The 17,724-nt window shown below is 71.7% G+C and carries 16 protein-coding genes and 1 pseudogene; 6 read left to right on the top strand and 11 right to left on the bottom strand.

The window, feature by feature from the left end; genetic code table 11:
• Nucleotides 1-128: 128 nt before the first annotated feature.
• Both OV079_RS39115 and OV079_RS39110 read right to left on the bottom strand, forming a co-directional pair.
• Nucleotides 129-932: a hypothetical protein gene (locus OV079_RS39115; RefSeq protein WP_267774747.1), complete on the bottom strand. Its 804-nt coding sequence runs from the start codon at nt 930-932 to the stop codon at nt 129-131.
• A 195-nt stretch (nt 933-1,127) separates the two neighbouring features.
• Nucleotides 1,128-1,847, bottom strand: coding sequence for a hypothetical protein (locus OV079_RS39110; protein WP_267774746.1), 720 nt, complete (start codon nt 1,845-1,847; stop codon nt 1,128-1,130).
• Between the two features lie 87 nt (nt 1,848-1,934).
• Here OV079_RS39110 and OV079_RS39105 point away from each other — a divergent pair, with 87 nt between their 5' ends.
• A complete protein-coding gene (locus tag OV079_RS39105; protein ID WP_267774745.1) occupies nt 1,935-2,321 on the top strand; it encodes a VOC family protein in 387 nt (128 codons plus the stop codon).
• Between the two features lie 64 nt (nt 2,322-2,385).
• Here the strand turns inward: OV079_RS39105 and OV079_RS39100 are convergent, their stop codons facing one another.
• A complete protein-coding gene (locus OV079_RS39100) occupies nt 2,386-2,592 on the bottom strand; it encodes a hypothetical protein (RefSeq protein WP_267706004.1) in 207 nt (68 codons plus the stop codon).
• A 343-nt stretch (nt 2,593-2,935) separates the two neighbouring features.
• Between OV079_RS39100 and OV079_RS39095 the strand changes: the two genes are divergently transcribed.
• The 4 genes from OV079_RS39095 to OV079_RS39080 all read left to right on the top strand — a co-directional run bounded on the left by OV079_RS39095 (nt 2,936) and on the right by OV079_RS39080 (nt 7,620).
• Complete coding sequence (locus tag OV079_RS39095) at nt 2,936-4,588, top strand: DUF1592 domain-containing protein (protein WP_267774743.1); 1,653 nt, start codon at nt 2,936-2,938, stop codon at nt 4,586-4,588.
• A gap of 2 nt (nt 4,589-4,590) precedes the next feature.
• Entirely contained in the window at nt 4,591-5,952 is a 1,362-nt protein-coding gene (locus tag OV079_RS39090) for a DUF1552 domain-containing protein (RefSeq protein ID WP_267774742.1), read from the top strand.
• A gap of 599 nt (nt 5,953-6,551) precedes the next feature.
• The gene (locus OV079_RS39085; RefSeq protein WP_267774741.1) at nt 6,552-6,989 is read left to right on the top strand and encodes an SMI1/KNR4 family protein; all 438 of its coding nucleotides are present in this window, start codon (nt 6,552-6,554) and stop codon (nt 6,987-6,989) included.
• Between the two features lie 187 nt (nt 6,990-7,176).
• The gene (locus OV079_RS39080) at nt 7,177-7,620 is read left to right on the top strand and encodes an RNA recognition motif domain-containing protein (protein WP_267774740.1); all 444 of its coding nucleotides are present in this window, start codon (nt 7,177-7,179) and stop codon (nt 7,618-7,620) included.
• Nucleotides 7,621-7,804: 184 nt separating this feature from the next.
• On the opposite strand, the gene OV079_RS39075 is transcribed toward OV079_RS39080, so the two are convergent.
• The 7 genes from OV079_RS39075 to OV079_RS39045 form a co-directional block, all read right to left on the bottom strand.
• The gene (locus OV079_RS39075; protein ID WP_267774739.1) at nt 7,805-8,980 is read right to left on the bottom strand and encodes a hypothetical protein; all 1,176 of its coding nucleotides are present in this window, start codon (nt 8,978-8,980) and stop codon (nt 7,805-7,807) included.
• A gap of 147 nt (nt 8,981-9,127) precedes the next feature.
• Nucleotides 9,128-10,399 carry a lamin tail domain-containing protein gene (locus OV079_RS39070; RefSeq protein WP_267774738.1) on the bottom strand — a complete coding sequence of 424 codons (1,272 nt, stop codon included), beginning with the start codon at nt 10,397-10,399 and terminating at the stop codon, nt 9,128-9,130.
• A gap of 131 nt (nt 10,400-10,530) precedes the next feature.
• Complete coding sequence (locus OV079_RS39065) at nt 10,531-13,068, bottom strand: TolC family protein (RefSeq protein WP_267774737.1); 2,538 nt, start codon at nt 13,066-13,068, stop codon at nt 10,531-10,533.
• A gap of 3 nt (nt 13,069-13,071) precedes the next feature.
• Complete coding sequence (locus tag OV079_RS39060) at nt 13,072-13,272, bottom strand: hypothetical protein (protein WP_267774736.1); 201 nt, start codon at nt 13,270-13,272, stop codon at nt 13,072-13,074.
• A complete protein-coding gene (locus OV079_RS39055; protein WP_267774735.1) occupies nt 13,272-13,463 on the bottom strand; it encodes a hypothetical protein in 192 nt (63 codons plus the stop codon). The genes OV079_RS39060 and OV079_RS39055 overlap by 1 nt, the downstream gene beginning before the upstream one ends.
• Nucleotides 13,460-13,753 carry a hypothetical protein gene (locus OV079_RS39050; RefSeq protein WP_267774734.1) on the bottom strand — a complete coding sequence of 98 codons (294 nt, stop codon included), beginning with the start codon at nt 13,751-13,753 and terminating at the stop codon, nt 13,460-13,462. The genes OV079_RS39055 and OV079_RS39050 overlap by 4 nt, the downstream gene beginning before the upstream one ends.
• On the bottom strand, nt 13,750-14,523 hold the full coding sequence (locus tag OV079_RS39045; protein ID WP_267774733.1) for a polyphosphate polymerase domain-containing protein: 774 nt from the start codon (nt 14,521-14,523) through the stop codon (nt 13,750-13,752). The genes OV079_RS39050 and OV079_RS39045 overlap by 4 nt, the downstream gene beginning before the upstream one ends.
• A 648-nt stretch (nt 14,524-15,171) precedes the next feature.
• Between OV079_RS39045 and OV079_RS39040 the strand changes: the two are divergent.
• A pseudogene (locus OV079_RS39040) lies at nt 15,172-16,419 on the top strand (CotH kinase family protein); the annotation flags it as partial.
• Nucleotides 16,420-16,424: 5 nt separating this feature from the next.
• On the opposite strand, the gene OV079_RS56590 reads toward OV079_RS39040, so the two are convergent.
• Nucleotides 16,425-17,690: an alpha/beta fold hydrolase gene (locus OV079_RS56590; RefSeq protein ID WP_338088984.1), complete on the bottom strand. Its 1,266-nt coding sequence runs from the start codon at nt 17,688-17,690 to the stop codon at nt 16,425-16,427.
• Between the last annotated feature and the right edge of the window lie 34 nt (nt 17,691-17,724).

Raw genomic sequence — 17,724 nt, 5'->3', positions numbered from 1 at the left:
AGAGCGACCTCGGGTTCGGCGACGACGACGAGCTTCGCGGCGGGCGAGCAGCTCCTCGGGTCAGCAGCTTGACCGCAGCCGATCTCGGTCCCTCGCCCGCGAATCGTCCCCGCGAGGGCTCCTCGCGCTCACACCCAGCCGCGCACGCGCATGCGTCGGGCCGTCGCGTCGTGCCAGCGGAACGTCGCCGCGCAGGGTGCCACCGCGATGGCCGGGTGCGCCACCAGGTTGTGCACCACCCACCACAGCCGCTCGCCGATCTGCGGCGGCGATGAGGGCGCGAGCGACGGGTCGCGGTTGAGCCCGCGGCTGGTCCAGTCGTGCAGCGCCACCGCGGCCCGGCCCGGCCACAGCGCCAGCAGCGGGTGCGCCACCAGGTTGTGCAGCAGCCACCACCCGCGGTGGCCGAGCGCGCCGGCGAGCCGGCTGCGGACTCCGCCGTGACCTGTCCACAAGGACAGCCGGTCACGATAGCGCAGCGCCGCCGTGTCTGCGATCGCCACCCGCACCGAGCCCGGCGTCTTCGTCACCGGCACCGTCGCCGGCGCCGGCTCTGCCAGCAGGCTGTCGGCCGTCACCTCGCGCCCCGGCATCCCGAGCCCGGCTGCGGCCCAGTCCGGCCAGACCTTGTGATCGGACGAGCGGACCCAGCAGCACGGCTGCATCCCCGCCACGAACGGCAGTCGCGAGACGTCGCGCTCCTTCACGTCGCGGTCGTACCACCAGCCGCCGTGCATCACGTCCGGGCGCTCGACCTGCAGCACCAGGTAACCCGCGAACGATCCGTTCAGCCAGCGGAACTTGGCGTAATACTGGCGGCCGTCGAAGTACCAGTCCTCGTACACCCCCGTCAGCTCGTGATCGCCGCCCGAGCAGTACACCACCCGCGGCGGGCTCGTGCGAGCGTCGATGTACATCGTCGAGTGGCGCATCTCGTCGATCCACCGTCCGTGGAGGAACTCGAGCGCGCCCGGTCGCGAGCGCCGCCTCCGAGTTCGGCCTCGACCGGATCGCGATCATCCTCGTCATCCTCGTAGCGTTGCCATCGCATGGCCGAGCGCTCCTGCTCGCCGCAGGATAGCCCGCGGCTCCCGCGGCGATCCAGGTCGCGGCTCGAAGGAACGCCGCTACGACGACTCGCCGCTGCCCGTCGGTCCGAGCCGCAGCCCGCGGCACGCCAGCACCAGCTTGGCCCGCTGCGAGCCCTCGGCCGCCGCCTCCACCCGCTCCACGTCGATGCCCGCGATCTTGAACTCCACCCGCGCCAGCACCGGCCCTGCGTCGGCGGCCACGTACTCGAGCGCGCCCTCGCGGTCGACCAGCGCCTCGGCCGCCTCCCAGTCCGCCTCGCCCTCGACCGCCAGCTTCACGCGCTGCAGCCCGCGGCGGCCGAGAGTGATCGTCAGCGCGTCGATCTCGCGGACCTGCTGCGGCTCGGGGCCGTGCAGGTGGACGCGGCAGCCCGCGATCGTCGGCGCCTCGCCGCGCGCCTCCGCCGTCGCGGCTCCGCCTTGCATCTCCGCCGTCTTCGCCTCGACCTGCAGCCACAGCGCGCCCACGCCCTCGGCGTCGAGCGACGGCAACCCGAGCTCGGCCACTCGCGCCCCGCCGAGGACCAGCCGCTCGACCTCGCGCCCCTCCGCGTCGAACGCCACTATCGCCGCCTCGCGCCGCTCGTCGTACAGGCTGCCCTCGACCCAGTCCCAGAACGGCGGCGCCGGCTCGACCAGCAGCGCCCCTTCCTTCGTACGGAGCCACGGATCGAGGTCGAAGTAACCGTCGCCCGGCGCCCGCACCCAGCCCGCGTGCAGCGCCTCGTCGAGCTCCAGCGCGTATCGCTTCGCCATCTCCGGCCCAGGTTACCACGCTCTGCCGCGGGCGAGCGCGCGCGTGGGCCTCGCCCGGCGCGCTCCATTCCGCGCTACTGTTCGCCCATGCAGCTCAATCAGGTCACCTTGCCGTCGGCCGATGTCGCACGCGGCGCCGCCTTCTACCGCCGGCTCGGCCTGCGCCAGATCGTCGCCAACCTGCCGAAGTACGCCCGCTTCGAGTGCCCCGACGGCGGCAGCACCCTCTCGCTCCACCACGCCGATCGCCTCCTCGGGCCGACCGGCGTCGTCGTCTACTTCGAGTGCCCCGACCTCGACGCCCGCGTCGCCGCGCTCAAGCAGCAGGGCCTCGAGTTCGACTCGGACCCGGTCGACCAGGCGTGGCTGTGGCGCGAGGCCTACCTGCGCGATCCCGACGGCAACGTCGTTTGCCTGTTCTGGGCCGGCGAGAATCGGCGTAATCCGCCGTGGCGCCTGGCCGAGCAGCCCTAGCCGCGGCGCCCGCGCCCAATAGGGCATCTATCCTTCGGGACATGTCCGGAGTGACACGTCCTCGCTATCCCCGGCGGGGCTTCTTCTCGATCACCCGGAACGTCACTCGCACCTTCCCGGGGCCGAGCGAGCGCCGCGCGTCCATCGCCAGGATCTGCTGGTGTTCGGCCTCGTGAGCGGCGCGGAACGCCGCGATCTGCTCGTCGAGGTGGGCGTCGCTGGTGAACGCGAAGTCGTGGTTCAGGGTGATCTTCTCTGGCTTCTTCGGCACCCGTCGTCCTCGTCGGCGAACGTAGCCGGCGGCGTAAAAGCGCGCAAGCACCTTGGCGGACGTCACGGCCCGTGCGCTCGCGGACGGCCGTCGTCGAGCGGACCACACACCGGCCCCGCGGTCATGACAATGCAAATCTCACGGTGTTATCAATCGACCCGCGGGCGGGCGCTGCGCGATCGGTCGACGAATGAACGAATGTCCGGACAGCCGCCGCGGCGGACCCTCTGCGCGGGTCGGCTGCGCGGGCCTCGGCCGCGATGCTGCAGCGCACAGCCTGTCGGTCCTCATGCCCGTCAAGGATCCAGGTATGAATGTCAGAGGGATCGTAGTGTGGGCGATCGTGGCCGCCGCTGCGGGCGGCTGTCAGAACGGCTCCGGAGGCGAGGGGGCCACGACCGGGGACAGCGACAGCGACGGCACCACGGACGGCGTCGCGGTCGACACCGAGGGCGGTGAGGCGGCCGAGTGCAAGGGCATCGAGCCCGGTCCCTCGCCGATCCGGCGCATGAACCGGCGCGAGTACGACAACACCGTCCGCGACCTGCTGGGCGTCGACAGCCGGCCGGCGCAGGCCTTTCCGGCCGAGGAGGAGGCGCTCGGGTTCAACAACAACGCCGACGCCCTCGTCGTCACCTCGCTGCTCGCGGAGGGCTACCTCGGCGCCGCCGAGGCGCTCGCCGAGGAGGCCGTCAAGGACCTGCCGGCGCTGCTGCACGGCTGCGACGTCAAGGTCGAGGGCGAGGACGCGTGCGCCGGGCGGTTCATCACCGAGTTCGGGCGCGCCGCTTATCGCCGGCCGCTGAGCGGCGACGAGGTCTCGCAATTGCTCGCGGTGCATCAGACCGCCGCCGACGAGTTCGACTTCGCCACCGGCGTGCGGCTGACCCTGACGGCGATGCTCCAGTCGCCGCACTTCCTCTACCGCGTCGAGTTCGGCGAGCCGGTCGAGGGCAGCGACGCGCTCAAGGTCGCCCCGTACGAGCTCGCCTCGCGCCTGTCCTACTTCTTGTGGGGCACCATGCCCGACGCCGAGCTGTTCGCGGCCGCCGCCGAGGGTCGGCTCGCGGAGCCCGAGGACGTGGCGAAGCAGGCCACGCGCATGCTCGCCGACGCGCGGGCGCGGGCCACCGTGCGCGACTTCCACGGCCAGTGGCTCGAGCTGAGGCGCATCGAGGAGCTGGAGAAGGACGACGAGGCCTTCCCCGAATTCGACCCCGACCTGCGGCCGCTGCTGCGCGCCGAGGCCGAGCAGTTCCTCGACCACGTGATCTGGGACGACAAGGGCGACCTCGATTCGATGTACCTCGCGCCCTACACCTTCCTGAACGGCGCGCTCTCCGAGTATTACGGCCTCGAAGGCCCCAGCGGCGACACCTTCCAGAAGTTCGACCTCCCGGCCGGCCAGGCCTCCGGCTTCCTGACCCAGGGCGGCCTGTTGTCGGTGCTGGCCAAGCCCAACCAGACCTCGCCGATCCACCGCGGCAAGTTCGTGCGCGAGCGGCTGCTGTGCCAGGTCGTCCCGCCGCCGCCCGACAACGTCGACATCACCCCGCCCGAGGTCGACCCGAACCTGCCGACGCGCGAGCGCTTCAAGCAGCACTCGATCGACCCCGCGTGCTCCGGCTGCCACGGCATGATGGACCCGGTCGGCTTCGGCTTCGAGCACTTCGACGGCATCGGCCGCTGGCGCGAGGTCGAGGCCGGCCAGCCGATCGACGCCACCGGCGAGATCCTCGGCGGCACCACCAAGGGCACCTTCGACGGCGTCCCCGAGCTCGCGTCGTTGCTCGTCGATTCACCCGAGGTCGAGCGCTGCATGACCCTGCAGTGGTTCCGCTACGCCTACGGCCGCGCGGACGCCAAGGAGGACGCCTGCACCCTCGACGACCTCACCCGCCAGTTCGCCGGCTCGGGTCGACGGATCCAGGACCTCATCGTCGCGCTCACCCAGAGCGAAGCCTTCCTTTTCCGCCGCGCCCCCGAAGGAGAATGACCATGAAACGCTCGACTTTGTCCCGCCGCACCTTCTTGCGCGGCGCCGGCGGGGCTTGCCTCGCCCTCCCGCTGCTCGACATCATGCAGGGCTGCGACGCCCCGCCCGTCAGCGCCCTCCCGCAGCAGTTCCGCGGCGCCGGCGGCCCCAAGCGCTTCGTCGTGTTCTGGACCCCGAACGGCACCATCATGAACGACTGGCGGCCGAGCGGCAGCGCCGACGCCTACTCCTTCGGGCGGATCCTCCAGCCGCTCGAGTCGCACAAGCAGGACGTCCTCGTCCTCGACGGCGTCGACGAATTGTCGGCCTACAAGGGCCCTGGCGACGCGCACCAGAAGGGCACCGGCCAGGGCCTCACCGGCACCGAATTGCAGGAGGGCGACTTCGCCGGCGCCGACGGTCTCTCGGCCGGCTGGGCCGACGGCATCTCCGTCGACCAGGCCATCGCCGACGCCGTCGGCCAAGAGACCAAGTTCCGCTCGCTCGAGTTCGGCGTGCACGTCTACGGCGCCAACGTGGGCTCGCGGATCTCCTACCGCGGCCCCGCCCAGCCGATCCCGCCGGAGAACGACCCCACCGCCGCCTTCGACCGGATCTTCGGCGACCTCGAGAGCGACCCGGCCGCGCAGGCGCGCAAGATCGCCGAGCGCAAGATCGTCCTCGACGCCGTCGCCGACGACTACCAGCGCCTCGTCAAGAAGGTCGGCGCGGCCGACAAGCTCAAGCTCGAGGCCCACCTCGACGCCGTGCGCGACATCGCTATGCGGCTCGACACCGGCGGCACGATCGGCGGCGCCTGCCAGCCGCCGGTGCTGGGCGAGGTCGACGATCCGAGCAAGGTCGGCAACATCCCCGCGACCGGCAAGCTGCAGATGGACCTGCTGGCCATGGCGCTCGCCTGCGACCTGACGCGCGTCGCCTCCTTGATGTGGATGAACAGCGCCACCGCCAAGCCGTTCCCGTGGCTCGACATCCCCGAAGGTCACCACGAGCTGGCCCACCGCGGCGACGGCGACGCCGACGCCCAGGAGAAGCTGACGCGCATCAACATCTGGTATTGCGAGCAGTTCGCCTACCTGATCGAGAAGCTCAAGGCGATCCCCGAGGGCGACGGCACCGTGCTCGACAACACCCTGCTGATTTGGGTCAACGAGCACCAGAAGGGCAACGACCACGACCGCCACGAGATCCCCTACGTCCTCGCCGGCAAGTGCGGCGGGGCCATGAAGACCGGGCGGTGGATGCAGGTCCAGGGCGACGTCCCGCACAACAACCTGCTGGTCGGCTGCATGAACGCCATGGGCCTCGAGACCACCACCTTCGGCAACCCCAAGTACTGCACCGGCCCCCTGAGCCTCGCGTGAGCGCGGCGACGTCGACGAGCCGTCGCATCACCTGTCCCTCGAGACACTTTCACGATCACCGCCGCGCGCCGGGGTCGGACCGCCCTCGGCTCCCGGCCGAGCTCGCTCGTCTTTACGATCGCCCGGCGTGCCGCTGGCCGAAGCGTTCGTCGACCGCGAGCCTCACCGGCGCGGAGGTCCGCGATCGCCTCGACTGCGCCTCGATCGTGCGGGCTGCGCACCTTCTGGGAGAACGCGTCGAGGGCCTGAAAGTCGAGGGCGACCTGATGCGCGGCTGCGCCGAGGCGCACGGCGGCGGCGCAGCGTCGCTCGAGCTCACGGGACGACGTTCACCACGGCCCTGCATCTCGATGCGAGGTCTTTGCGAGCCGCGTGATTCGGCCCGCGGTCCTCACCTGCGTCGCGAATCACGAAGGGCCTCGAATCGTCGGCGCGCGGGAGACACGCGGGCGATCACGTGCTACCGTGGTCCGTCTTGTTCACGATGATCGTCGAACGGCGACGACGGAGCCTCGAATCGTCGCGCGTTCAACATTCTCACGCCCGCGTCGCCGCGCCTGCGCCGCCTCGCCGAGACGGCGGCGCGCGGGCCTGAGCCGATGCAGATCAACGGACTCGACCTGCCGGCCGCCTTGACGCAGGCGATCGGCGAGCGACGGTGGCGCCATCCCCCGGTCGACGCCCTTCGACGCGTCTTCCGCGAGAGCCCGATCAAGGTGCGGCTCTACGATCTCGACGCCCTGCACGCGGCCAATCACCGGTGGTTGAACGAGAAGGATCCCGCTTACTTCGGCCGCTCGGACGACAAGAAGCCGCCTGGCAACATCGACCCCGCGCGCTCGTTGCTCCTCGGGCTCCTCGGCCCCCACATGCCGTTCGCGCTCGATTATCGCGTCTCCGGCGCCAGCCCTCGCGTCCTCTACCTGCACTCCGGCGGCGACCAGTGGATCACCGTCGCCGACGACATCGAACAATTGCTCGCTCGCCTGCAGCTGAGCGGCCTCGATTCGTGCGCTCCCGCTCGCCGCGTGCGCTAGCGCGGCGGCCCCGACGCGGGCGCCTCGCTTCATCCGTCGAGCTCGGGCGCGAGCGCCGGCCGCGTTGCCATCGCCGCGGTGCCGTGCTATCTCTTCGTCGTCATTCGTTTCTGGCGCACTTGCACGCTCGGGCACTCGGTCGACTTTGCGTCGACTGAAGGTTTTGGGGTCATTTCCGGCGACGTTGATGGTGCAGCACCTGCTTGCTGCGGTCTTCGCTCGAGCGCAGGCTCTTCGACCGAGAATTCCCCCACACCGGCGCGTCGCGCCGAGAGCCCGATCCAGACGAATCAAGACAATGGGTAACCGACTCTTCGTAGGCAATCTCTCCTTCCAGATCTCCGACAGCGACCTCCAGCAGGCGTTTCAGCCGTACGGCGCGGTCAAAGAGGTCAAGCTGATGACCGATCGGGAGACCGGTCGCTCGCGCGGCTTCGCGTTCGTCGAGATGACGAGCGCAGCCGACGCCCAGCGCGCCATCGAGGCGCTGCACGGCGCTTCGCTCGACGGCCGCCCGCTGCGGGTCTCGGAGGCCGAGGAGCGGCGCCCCAGCTTCTCGGGTCCGCCGTCCGGCGGCGGTGGCGGTGGCGGTTACGGCCGCAAGCCGAGCCGCGGCGGCGACCGCTACTGACGACCCCGCGAGCGCGAGCGCTGCACCTCGGGGCGCAGCGTCAAGCGCTTCGCTGTGCGGGCCGCCGGCACGCTTCGCCGGACAAAGGAAGCGAGTCACCGCGATAAAGCGGGGTGCACCGGCCCCCACCGTATGCACTGGAGAACGAGCCGGGACGACGCCTGCGGCGCCTCCGGTCACCCGCTCACGCGTCGCTGTGCCGCGTGAGCGTCGGCCCGCCGCCGGCGACGACGTCGATCGCCGGATCGAGCCCGAGCAGCCGCGCGTGGTGGATCCACCACACCCAGCACAGCATGCCGAACGGCAGGTAGCCGAAGTACCCGAGCAGCGGCATCTCGTACACGTGCAGCACGCCCACGTACGGTACGTCGTACTTCCAGAAGTTCGGGTTCTGCGGCGTGCTGTAGAAATCCCACATCTCGCCGACCAGGTAGTTGAGCGCGGTCGCCAGGCCGATCAGCACCACCGGCGCCCAGTTGCCGCGGCGGATCGGCGTGAACGGCGTCCACGCGCCGGACAGCGACACCGCCGCCGCCAGCACCACCAGCGGGCTCAACCACAGCAGCGGGAACAGCGGCGCCGGCCACAGCACCAGCGCCGCCAGCGACCCGAGGCCGAGCCCCAGCAGCTTGCGCACCGCCCCGCGTGACAGCTCGATCTGCGGCCCGTGCTCGAAGCGGGTCCGCAGCGGCGCGATCGTCGTCAGCAATTGATAGACCACGAAGATCGACGGCAGCACCGTCGTGAACGCCAGGCCGAACCACAGCAGGTAGCCGCCCTGCGAGAAGATCGCGTCGTTCGGGTAGTACCAGTTCGAGCGCGTGAAGTAATTGAGGTACTCGAAGAAGTACCAGCTCACGCACGAGGTCGCGGCGATCGCCAGCATCGTCCACGGCCGGCGCGCCACCAGCGACAGCCCGCCGGTGCGGCGGTAGACCACGCCGTCGAGCGCGAGGATGAAGCCCCACCACAGCGGCACGAAGCTGAACGGCACCAGCGGCGCCGCCGCGGCCGGCAGCTCGCCCCACATCAGCGCCCACGAGGCCATCGCCAGCAGCGCTCCCGGCACGCACCACGGCGGGAACCGGACCTGCGGCACGTACTCCTCGCGGGCGGCCGCCGGCGGGGCGAAGCCGAACCGCTGCGGCGCGCGCAGGAACTCGAGGATGCCCAGCGCCAGCGCGACGCCGAGGCCGAACACCAGCCAGCTGAAGCCCGGCACGTCGGGGCTCTTCGGCGGCGGGAACTTGCCCCACGTGTCGGGCATGTCGCCGTAGACCCGCAGGCGGGTGACGAGCGGCGTCGCCACCAGGGCGACCAGGCCGAGGACGAGCGGCAGCTTGCGGACCTTCGCGGACATGGGCGGCCGCGACGTATACCACGGGCGCCGGCGGCCGTCTCCCGCCGCCGGGCGCAGCGGCGGGCGAGCGGCCGCGCCCGTGGGCGGACCCGAGCCGGCCTTTTGTCAATGCTCCTTCGGACATGCTCCTTCGAGCATGTCTTATCATTACTTCGAGTTGGCGGCGCCGAAGGTCGGCTTGCAGCCGGACGACCAGCTGCCCTGCGGCCCGTCGGCCAGGCGGCAGAACGACAACGCGGCCTGGTCGGCGCCGTAGGTGACCTGCGACACCGGCGTGAGGTCGGGCTTCAGCAGCGTCACCGTGTCGCCGTTCGAGCTGAGGCCGAACGGGTGCTGGCCGGCCGCCTCGCCCTTGCCCACCACCAGGAACTGGCCGGGCGCCAGCTTCGTGCCGGCGGCGAACACCAGCTTCTCGTCGTCGACCGCCGGGTCGTAGGCGGCGTCGAACGCCTGGTCGGTGAGGATCCACCCGGCCATGTCGATCATGTCGCCGCCGGCGTTGAACAGCTCGATCTCGTCGTTGGTCGACTCGAGCTCGTTGATCGCCGCCGCCGGGTCCGACATGCACATCGACGTGTCGAGGTTGCACTTCGGCGTGCACGTCATCGCCCCGGCGGTGAAGCCCCGGTCGGCGCACTTGGCCGCGCCGACGTCCAGGCCGTCGCAGGCCTCGTCGGCCTCGCGCACGCCGTTGCCGCAGATCGTCAGCGCCTCGATGTTCGGCGCGCCGAGGGTCTGCTCGCAGTGCCCCCACGAACCTGTCCCATCGGGCAGGCGGCACCACGACACCATCGCCGCCACCCCCTCGACCGTCAGCGCGTCGATGACCTCGTCGCCGCCGTCGACCAGCGTCAGCGTCTCCTCGTTGCTCGAGGAGATCCCGAACGGCAGGTCGCCCTCGCCGGACACCGGGTCGAGCTCGACCAGCACCAGGCGCTCGCCGGGCATCAGCGTGGTGCCCTCGGGGAACACGTAGGTCTTGTCGGCCGGCAGCGTCGGGTCGTCGGACAGCCGCCAGCCCGACAGGTCGGCCGGCGCGCCGCCGGCGTTGAGCAGCTCGACCGCGTCGCCCTTGCCGGCGAACGGCCCCGACTCCGCGCCCTTCGACGTCAGCTCGTTCAGCGCCACCAGCCACTCGATCGGCGCGCCCTCGCAGTCCGCCATGTCGAACGCCAGGCAGTCGGCCGCGCACGCCAGCGCCCCGGTGAAGCCCGGGTCGATGTCGGCGCACGACATCCCGCCGACCTCGGCCCCGTCGCACAGCTCGTCGCCCTCGACCAGCCCGTCGCCGCACACCGGCTGGCCCGGCCCCTCCGAGGTCACCGCCGGGTCGTCGCCGCTGCTGGTGCCCGGCGCCGGCTCGTCGCCGGTCTCGCTGGAGCCCGCCGGGGGCGCGTCGTCGGTGGTGGCGTCGTTCATACCGCCGCCCTGATTGCAGCCCAGGGCCGCCGACGCCGAGATGAAAAATAGTGACAGGGATACTCCTACGATTCGACGATCGAACATGACACCTTCTCGATGATGGCAAAGGGGCGTGAAGACGTGCCCTGTCAGCGAGGCAGCGGCCCCCCGACCGCGGCCTCGAGCTCGATGAGCGCGTCCCGGCGCTCGAAGCGGGCCGCCAGGTGCAGCCGACGCGCGGCGACCCGGCGGGCCTCGATATCGAGGACCTCGACCACGTCGAGCGTCCCCGCCAACAGCGCCGCGTCCGCCTGACGCGCCGCCGCATCGACCTGCGGCAGCAGGTCGTGCTCGATCTCCTGGACCCGCGCGTCGGCCCGCTGCGCGCGCGCAATCGCCTCGTCGACCTCCCCGGCGATCGCCGCGACCTCGGCCCGCTCCTCGACCTGGCGCTGGCGCATGACCGCCTTGGCCGTCTTGATCTTGCCGCGATTGAGGCTGAGCAGCGGGACATCGACCGCGAAGCCGACCCCGAACGACGACGGCGTCGCCGGGCCCGGGCCGAAGAAGTAATTGACCTGAGCCCAGCTGATCCACGGCGCCGCCTCGACCTTCGCCAGGGTGATCGCCGAGCGCGCCTGACCGACCTTCGTCTGCACCGCGCGCAGCTCCGGGCGCGAGCGCAGCGCCTGCTCCGTCAGCGCCGCCGGGTCGAGCACCAGCGCATCGATGTCGAGCTGGGCCTGGTCGACGCGCACGCTGAACGCCGGCCCCGGCCCGACCACTCGCGCCAGCTCGGCCTCCACGCGGGCCAGCTCGGCGCGCAGCTTGCGGACCTCGTCGGCCGCCTCCGCGCGGGCCACCTCGGCCATCGCCAGCGCGACCTCGGTCGCCACCGCGCGGGCCACCCGGGCCTGGAGCTGGCGCTGCCGCTCCTCGCACAGCGACACCGCGCGCGACACCTCCTCGAGGTCGGCGGTGAGCCAGGCCAGGCGGGCGAACAATCGATACACCTTCGCCCGCAGTTGCCTGCGCGCCGCCTCGGCCTCGCCGTGCGCCCCGGCGGCCGCGTGACGGGCCGCATCGGCGCGCGCGCACGCTCCCGGGTCGGGGATCGGCGCACGCAGGCCCAGGTTGAAGCCGATCCGCCCCGGCAACGAGTCGTCGACGCCCACGTTCGACACGCGGACGGTCGGGTTCTGCAGCTGCCGCGCCGCCCCGATCTCCGCCGTCGCCACCTCCGCGCGCGCCTCCACCACCGCCAGCTCCGGGTTGTTCGCCAGCGCCAGCGCGTAGGCCTGCTCGACCGTCAGCGCGTCGCCGCCCGCCAGCGCCGCCGCGGCGCTCTCCGGCAGTGCCCCGCGCGGCTGGCCGACCTGCATCTCGCGCCAGGTCGCGATCGCCCGCTCGGGCGAGACCGCCGGCGCGCTCGCGCAGCCGACTATCGACATGGTCGCGACCACCATCCAGCCCGCGCGAATCATGGCACCCCCGGCTTCTCCGGCGCGACGGCGCGGGTCGGCTGAATCATCGCATCGACCAGCGGCGCCGCCAGCACCTGCTCGTCCGTCGCCGCCTCGGGCTCCCCGCCGCGCACGGCGACGGATAGCCGAGGAAGCTGACCGCGAACGCCTGGCCCGGCAGCAGCGGCGCGTGCTCGTCGAGGGCGACCGCGACCTCGCGGCCCCACTCCGGCAATCCGGGCTCCGGCGGCAGCGCTGCGGCAATTCGGCGATCTGCGGCCCCAGCCGGGTCACGTGGGCGGCCACCGCTCGCCCGCCGGACCCGCGCGAGCGCAGCGCCACCGCCTCGCCGACGCGGACCTGCCCGGCCTGGTGCTCGCGCAGGCACACCGTGATCTCGTCGTCCTCGCCCGGGCCGCGGCCGACGATCGTCAACACCGGCGCGTCGGGCCCGGCGACCTGTCCGGCGCGCGCGTGGATCTCCGCCACCTGGCCGTCGGCCGGGGCGCGCAGCACCGTCTGCTCGCGGCGCACTGCCAACAATTGCTCGCGACCGGCGACCACTGCCAATTCGGCGCGGACCGGCCGCAACGCCAGCTCGGTCGCGTCGGTCGGCAGCCCCGCGCGCCGGGCCCGGGCCGCCGCCGCCTGGCGCACCAATTCGGGCACCAGCGAATCGGCGGCCTCGACCTCCTTGCGCAGCGCCGCGCGCTTGACCCCGAGCGCGTCGAGGTCGCGGCGGTCGGCCATGCGCTCCTGGACCAGCCCGGCGAGCGTGTCGAACTGGCTGCTGATCGCCCGCAGCTCGGCCGCCCGCACCTCGCGATTGCTACGAGCCGAGCGCACCGCCATCTCGGCCGCCGCCACCGACTCGTCGGCCTCGCGCGCCTTGTCGTCGATCTGCATCGTGGTCTCCGAGCGGACCGCCCCGACCGACGCCTCCAGCCGCGCGCGCTCGGCCGCCAGGATCGCCTGCTCCGCGTCGAGCTCGGCCGTGTCGAGCAATGCCACCACCTGCCCCGCGCGCACGTGCTGGCCCGGCGCCACCTCGATCGTCTGCACGCGTCCGGCGGTCGCCGGCTGCACCGCGTATTCGACCCCCAGCGCGAACCCGACCGCGCTGCCCTCGGCGCGCACGTCGAGCCACAGCCAGCCGGCGCCGGCCATCGTCCCGGCCCACACCACCCACGGGAGAATGCGAGTCCTGATATACCCCGTCATCATGGCTCAGATCTCCACCGTCGGCTCTTGCAGCAGCAACGAAACGTCCTGGACCCCGGGCAGCTCCTCGAGCGCGCGCACCAGCGCCGCGCGGTGGCGCGGGTCGCCGAGGCGGACCTGATAGGCGTGCTCCATCGCCTCGCCCTGGGCCACCTCGCGCAGCGTCACCAGCGCGAGGAAGCGGCTGTACTGGCGCAGCAGCTTCATCACCGGCGCCTCGTCGGCGCCGATCGGCGCTGGAAGCGGAGCAGGCCGTCGAAGCGGCGCTGGCTGCCGAACTCCGACAGCGTCAGCAGCCACACCGCCAGGCAGAACAGCGCCGTGCCGCAGAAGGCCGCCGCGTGGGCGCCGAGCCCGGCGGCGATGCCGGTGCCGAGCCCCGCGAACACGAAGATCATGTCGCGAGGTCGCGCAGCGCGGTGCGGAAGCGGACGATCGCCAGGCCGCCGGCGATGCCGAGCCCGGCCGCGATGCTGCCCCCGATCGCCAGCATCAACATACAGGCGATGATGCTGCCGAGCACGATCGCGTGGACCAGCCCCTGCGAATAGGACATCCCGCGGAAGGTCCACACGTAGACCGCGCCGAGCACCTGCGTGAGCCCGAAGGCCAGCAGCAGCGCCAGCGCGGCGCTCTTGAGCGCGAACGGCTCGGCGTCGCCGGCCAGCAGCATGTCGGTCGGGTTCATCGCCAGCCTCCCGCGAACCGACAGGTCCGCGCGTCCATCGCCCCGTAGAACGCCTTGATCGACGTCCCGTACTTCGAGAACGAGCGCCGCGTCAGGTCGAGCCGCTCGACGATGTTGTGCAGCCACAGCGGGACCTGCGTCGTGAACTTGAGCTCCAGCACGATCAGCGACTCGGGCGATTTCATGGTCACCCCGTCGTCGAGCGCCCGCCAGTTGCGGGGCGGCGCGGTGAACGTCCACTTGTCCATCGCCTGCGCGCGGATCCGCGTGTCCATCGTCACCCGCACGTAGTCGTCGACGCGGCTGAAGTACGGCTCGCGGTCGTAGCGGACCAGCGTGAACGGGCGCAGGTGGAGCGTGCGCGACAGCGCCAGGAAGCGCTCGACGGCCATGCGGTCCTTGCCGGCGATCTCGGCGGGGATCGGCGCCGCCGGGTCGGACAGCAGCGCCGCCCAGCACGCGCGCGGCACCCTGCCGCGGGTCTTGGTGATGACGTCGTTGATGCGCCGCTTGACCTCGAAGAACACCGGGCTGCCCGGCGACTCCGCGTAGCCGCGCACGCGCATCTTGATGCGGTCGACCTGCTCGTGCTCGTTGGCCCAGTAGAGCCCCATCAGCGGTGAGTCGAGGTAGAGGCTCTCGATCGTGTAGCGCCCGCCCGGGCTGCGGCCGGCGTACGGATCGATGTCACAGAACGGCCGGATCGCCGCGCGCAGCCGCGCCGCGGTCGCGTCGTCGATCAAGTACTTGTATTCGCGCCTCTCGATCACGTTTGCCGTCACTACGGACATGACACATCGCCCTCCGTCGCCGCGCCCCACGGCGCGCTGGTTGTGCTCCAATCGCCGCAGCGATCGTTCGGGCCGGGGATGCCCGTCATTTCACATCCGTCCATCCTAGGACCGCCCGCGCTCCGGGACCGTGAGCTCGAGCATTCTCCGGCTCGATCGGGCCGCGCACCCGGTCGCCGGCCCGCTCCACGGCGTCGCCCGCGGCCGCCCGGATCACACGCGCAGCGCCCGCCCCGTCCGCCTCGCTCGGGCCCGCCGGCGATCGTGGCGGACGTCGCTCTTTCGGCGCATTCGTGCGCGCGGCCCCGGCGATCACTCCATCGCCGAAATCACCGCCGGGGGCCCCCGCCGCGGCCGCCCCGCCGGCTTTCGCCGCCGTACCCCGGTGACGCGGACCACCCGCGTCGGGCCACCCCTCACGTGACGCATTCGACACCCGCGAGGCGGATCCGTGGCGCCCTGTGATCAATGGGTCTACGCTGCAATCGTCGACTTCGCGCGCGCGCATCGTAGGAGCGGACCCTGGATCCGCGGCGCGCCGCCCTTGAACCGCGGACCACCCTCTGCAGATTGGTCGAATATGCGCTGCTGTTGGATGACCCTCCTCGCTATCATCACAGTGACTGGATGTCCCGCTTCGACACTGCCTCCGGCACGGGAACGACCGGCGCCGAGGAGGACGACGGCACCACCGACCCGGTCCAGCCGGGCACCGACGCCACCACCACCGCGGACGATCCGACCACCACCGGAGGCGGCAGCGAGTCCACCGGCGGCGTGGAGGTCACGACCGGCACGACGACCTCGACCACCACCGGCGACGAGCCGACCACCACCACCGGCGACGAGACCACCGGCGCCGTCGATCCGCCGCCGCCGGCGTGGGCGCCGAAGGACTGCCCGGAGATCTACGCCCAGGACATCCTGCCGACCTTCGAAATCGAGCTGGACCCCGAGGAGCTGGCGGAGCTCAAGGCCGAGTGGGAGGCCGGCGACGACAACAACACCCCGGACCACCCGGTGAAGCAGTTCAAGTACCAGGACGAGATCATCACCTACGCCTCGATCCGCCTGCGCGGCAACGCGACCTGGTGGCCCGGCCAGGGCAAGATGCAGTTCGAGATCGGCTTCAACACCTACGACAAGAAGGGCCGGTTCCGCGGCTTGAAGAAGATCCTGTTCGACGCCGCCGAGTACAACCGCGCCTTTTTGCGCGACCGCATGGCGATGCACATCTTCCGCGACCTCGGCCTGCCCGCGCCCTGCGCCAACAACGCCCGCCTGATGCTCAACGGCGACTACTACGGCCTCTTCACCAGCATCGAGAAGGTCGACAGCGAGTTCCTCGAGCGCGTGTTCGAGCTCTCCGAGGGCAACCTCTACAAGCGCGGCGGCGGCTGGGACAAGAAGACCAACGAGGATGACCCCGACGAGAGCGACATCGAGGCGCTCGACGACGCCGAGACGCTCGCCGACCTGACCCCGATCCTCAACATCGACGAGGCCGTGCTCGAGTGGGCCGCCGAGGCGGTCATGCCCGACAACGACGGCGCCTGGGCCGGCGGCCTCAACCTCTACGTGTACAACGACCCCAAGACCGGCTTCAACATCATCCCGTGGGACAAGGACGCCACCTTCGACCGCGTCGAGCCCGACGTCGACCCGTACACCTATATCAAGCCCAACGACAAGGGCCGCCCGCTCTACGACATCGTCACCGACGACCCCGAGTGGTTCGCCAGGTACATCGAGGCGCTCGCCCACGTGCGCGCCACGGCCTACGACGTGAGCGTGCTGCACGCCCGCATGGACGCCTGGTCGGCGCAGATCGAAGAGGCCGCATTGACCGACGTGAACAAGCCGTTCACCAACGCCCAGTATTACAACGGCGTCGAGACGATGCGCGAGTTCATCGCCGACCGCGCGGCGTACCTCGACGACTGGCTGGACTGCTGGCAGAACGGCGGCGAGAAGAACGGCACCGGCCCGTGCGTCGGGCCGTGAATCGCCGCCCCCCGCGCTCCTACCAATCGATCGCCACCGGCTCGAACCACTGCGGCGGGTAGCCGTAGTCCTCGCCGCACTCGTCGATCACCCCGAACTCGCGCGCTGACGCCGGTGACCTCGTACGTCGAGCCGACCACCAGGCTCGCGCACCGCGTCTCGAGCTCCGGGTCCCAGCGCAGCGCGCCCGACACCGCGTCGGGCACGAACACCTCGCTGTTGCGCACGCACCTCACGCGCACGCGCTCGAGCGCCGGCAGGCGCAGCACCTCGCGCAGCTCGGCCAGCCGGGCCGCCGCGATCGCCCGCCAGTCGGCGTAGCCGAGCATCTCGAGCACGCAGGCCGCGAACACCCGCGGGCGGTTCAGCGGCAAGAGCCCGTCGCAGTCGTCCTCGCCGCGGAAGCCGGCCGTCGGGCAGCGCTCGACCCACCGGTCGGCGATGCGGTACAGCGAGCGCACGCTCATCCCGGCCAGCAGGATGTGGACCTCCGGCCGCAGCTCCTCCAGCCGCGCCAGCAGGTGGTCCTCGGTGCCCGCGCGCAGCTCCTCGGCCAGCGGCCCCGGCGCGCTCAGCAGCATCTCACGGATGTCCGAACGGACATGGTCGAAAGCGCATGTGAGTCCGCGGTGCCCGGCCTCCGGCGACCACACCCCGCGCTGCGTCGTCGCCCGCCAGAACACCGCGCGGCTGCGCCGGTGCTCGCCCATCGCCGCCCACGCCAGCGCGCGTCGCAGGTGCCGCAGCCGGCGGGCCCGCGGCGGTCCGGCGCCGATCGTCGGTTCGAACAGCACCAGCTGGCGCACCAGCTCGGGCCGCCGCAGGGCCGCGTGGATCGCCGCCGCGCTGCCTCCCGCCCACGCCACCACCTCGGCCGCCTCGCCCATGCTCTCGATCACCGCGATCAGGTCGTCGCCGTGGGTCGCCCACCAGCGCTGCGGCGCGATCGTCCCGCGGCTGTCGCCCCAGCCGCGGCGGTCGTAGGTGACGACGCGGAGGTGCCGCGCCAGGTGCTCGGCCGCCGCGGCGAGCCCACGTCGCGTCATCCCGGTCGGATGGACGAGCACCACCGGCTCGCCCTGTCCGCGCGATTCGCCGACCAGCGCCACGCCGTCGGGCCGCCTGAGGGACCACGAGCGCACGCGTCATGGTCGCACGAGTTCGCCCACCCGTCAG

This window comes from Nannocystis pusilla, assembly GCF_026626665.1.
In the GTDB taxonomy this organism is placed as follows: Bacteria; Myxococcota_A; Polyangia; order Nannocystales; family Nannocystaceae; genus Nannocystis; species Nannocystis pusilla.
Note: the sequence above shows the minus strand (reverse complement) of the source record. Positions and strands in the feature narration are given on the sequence as shown.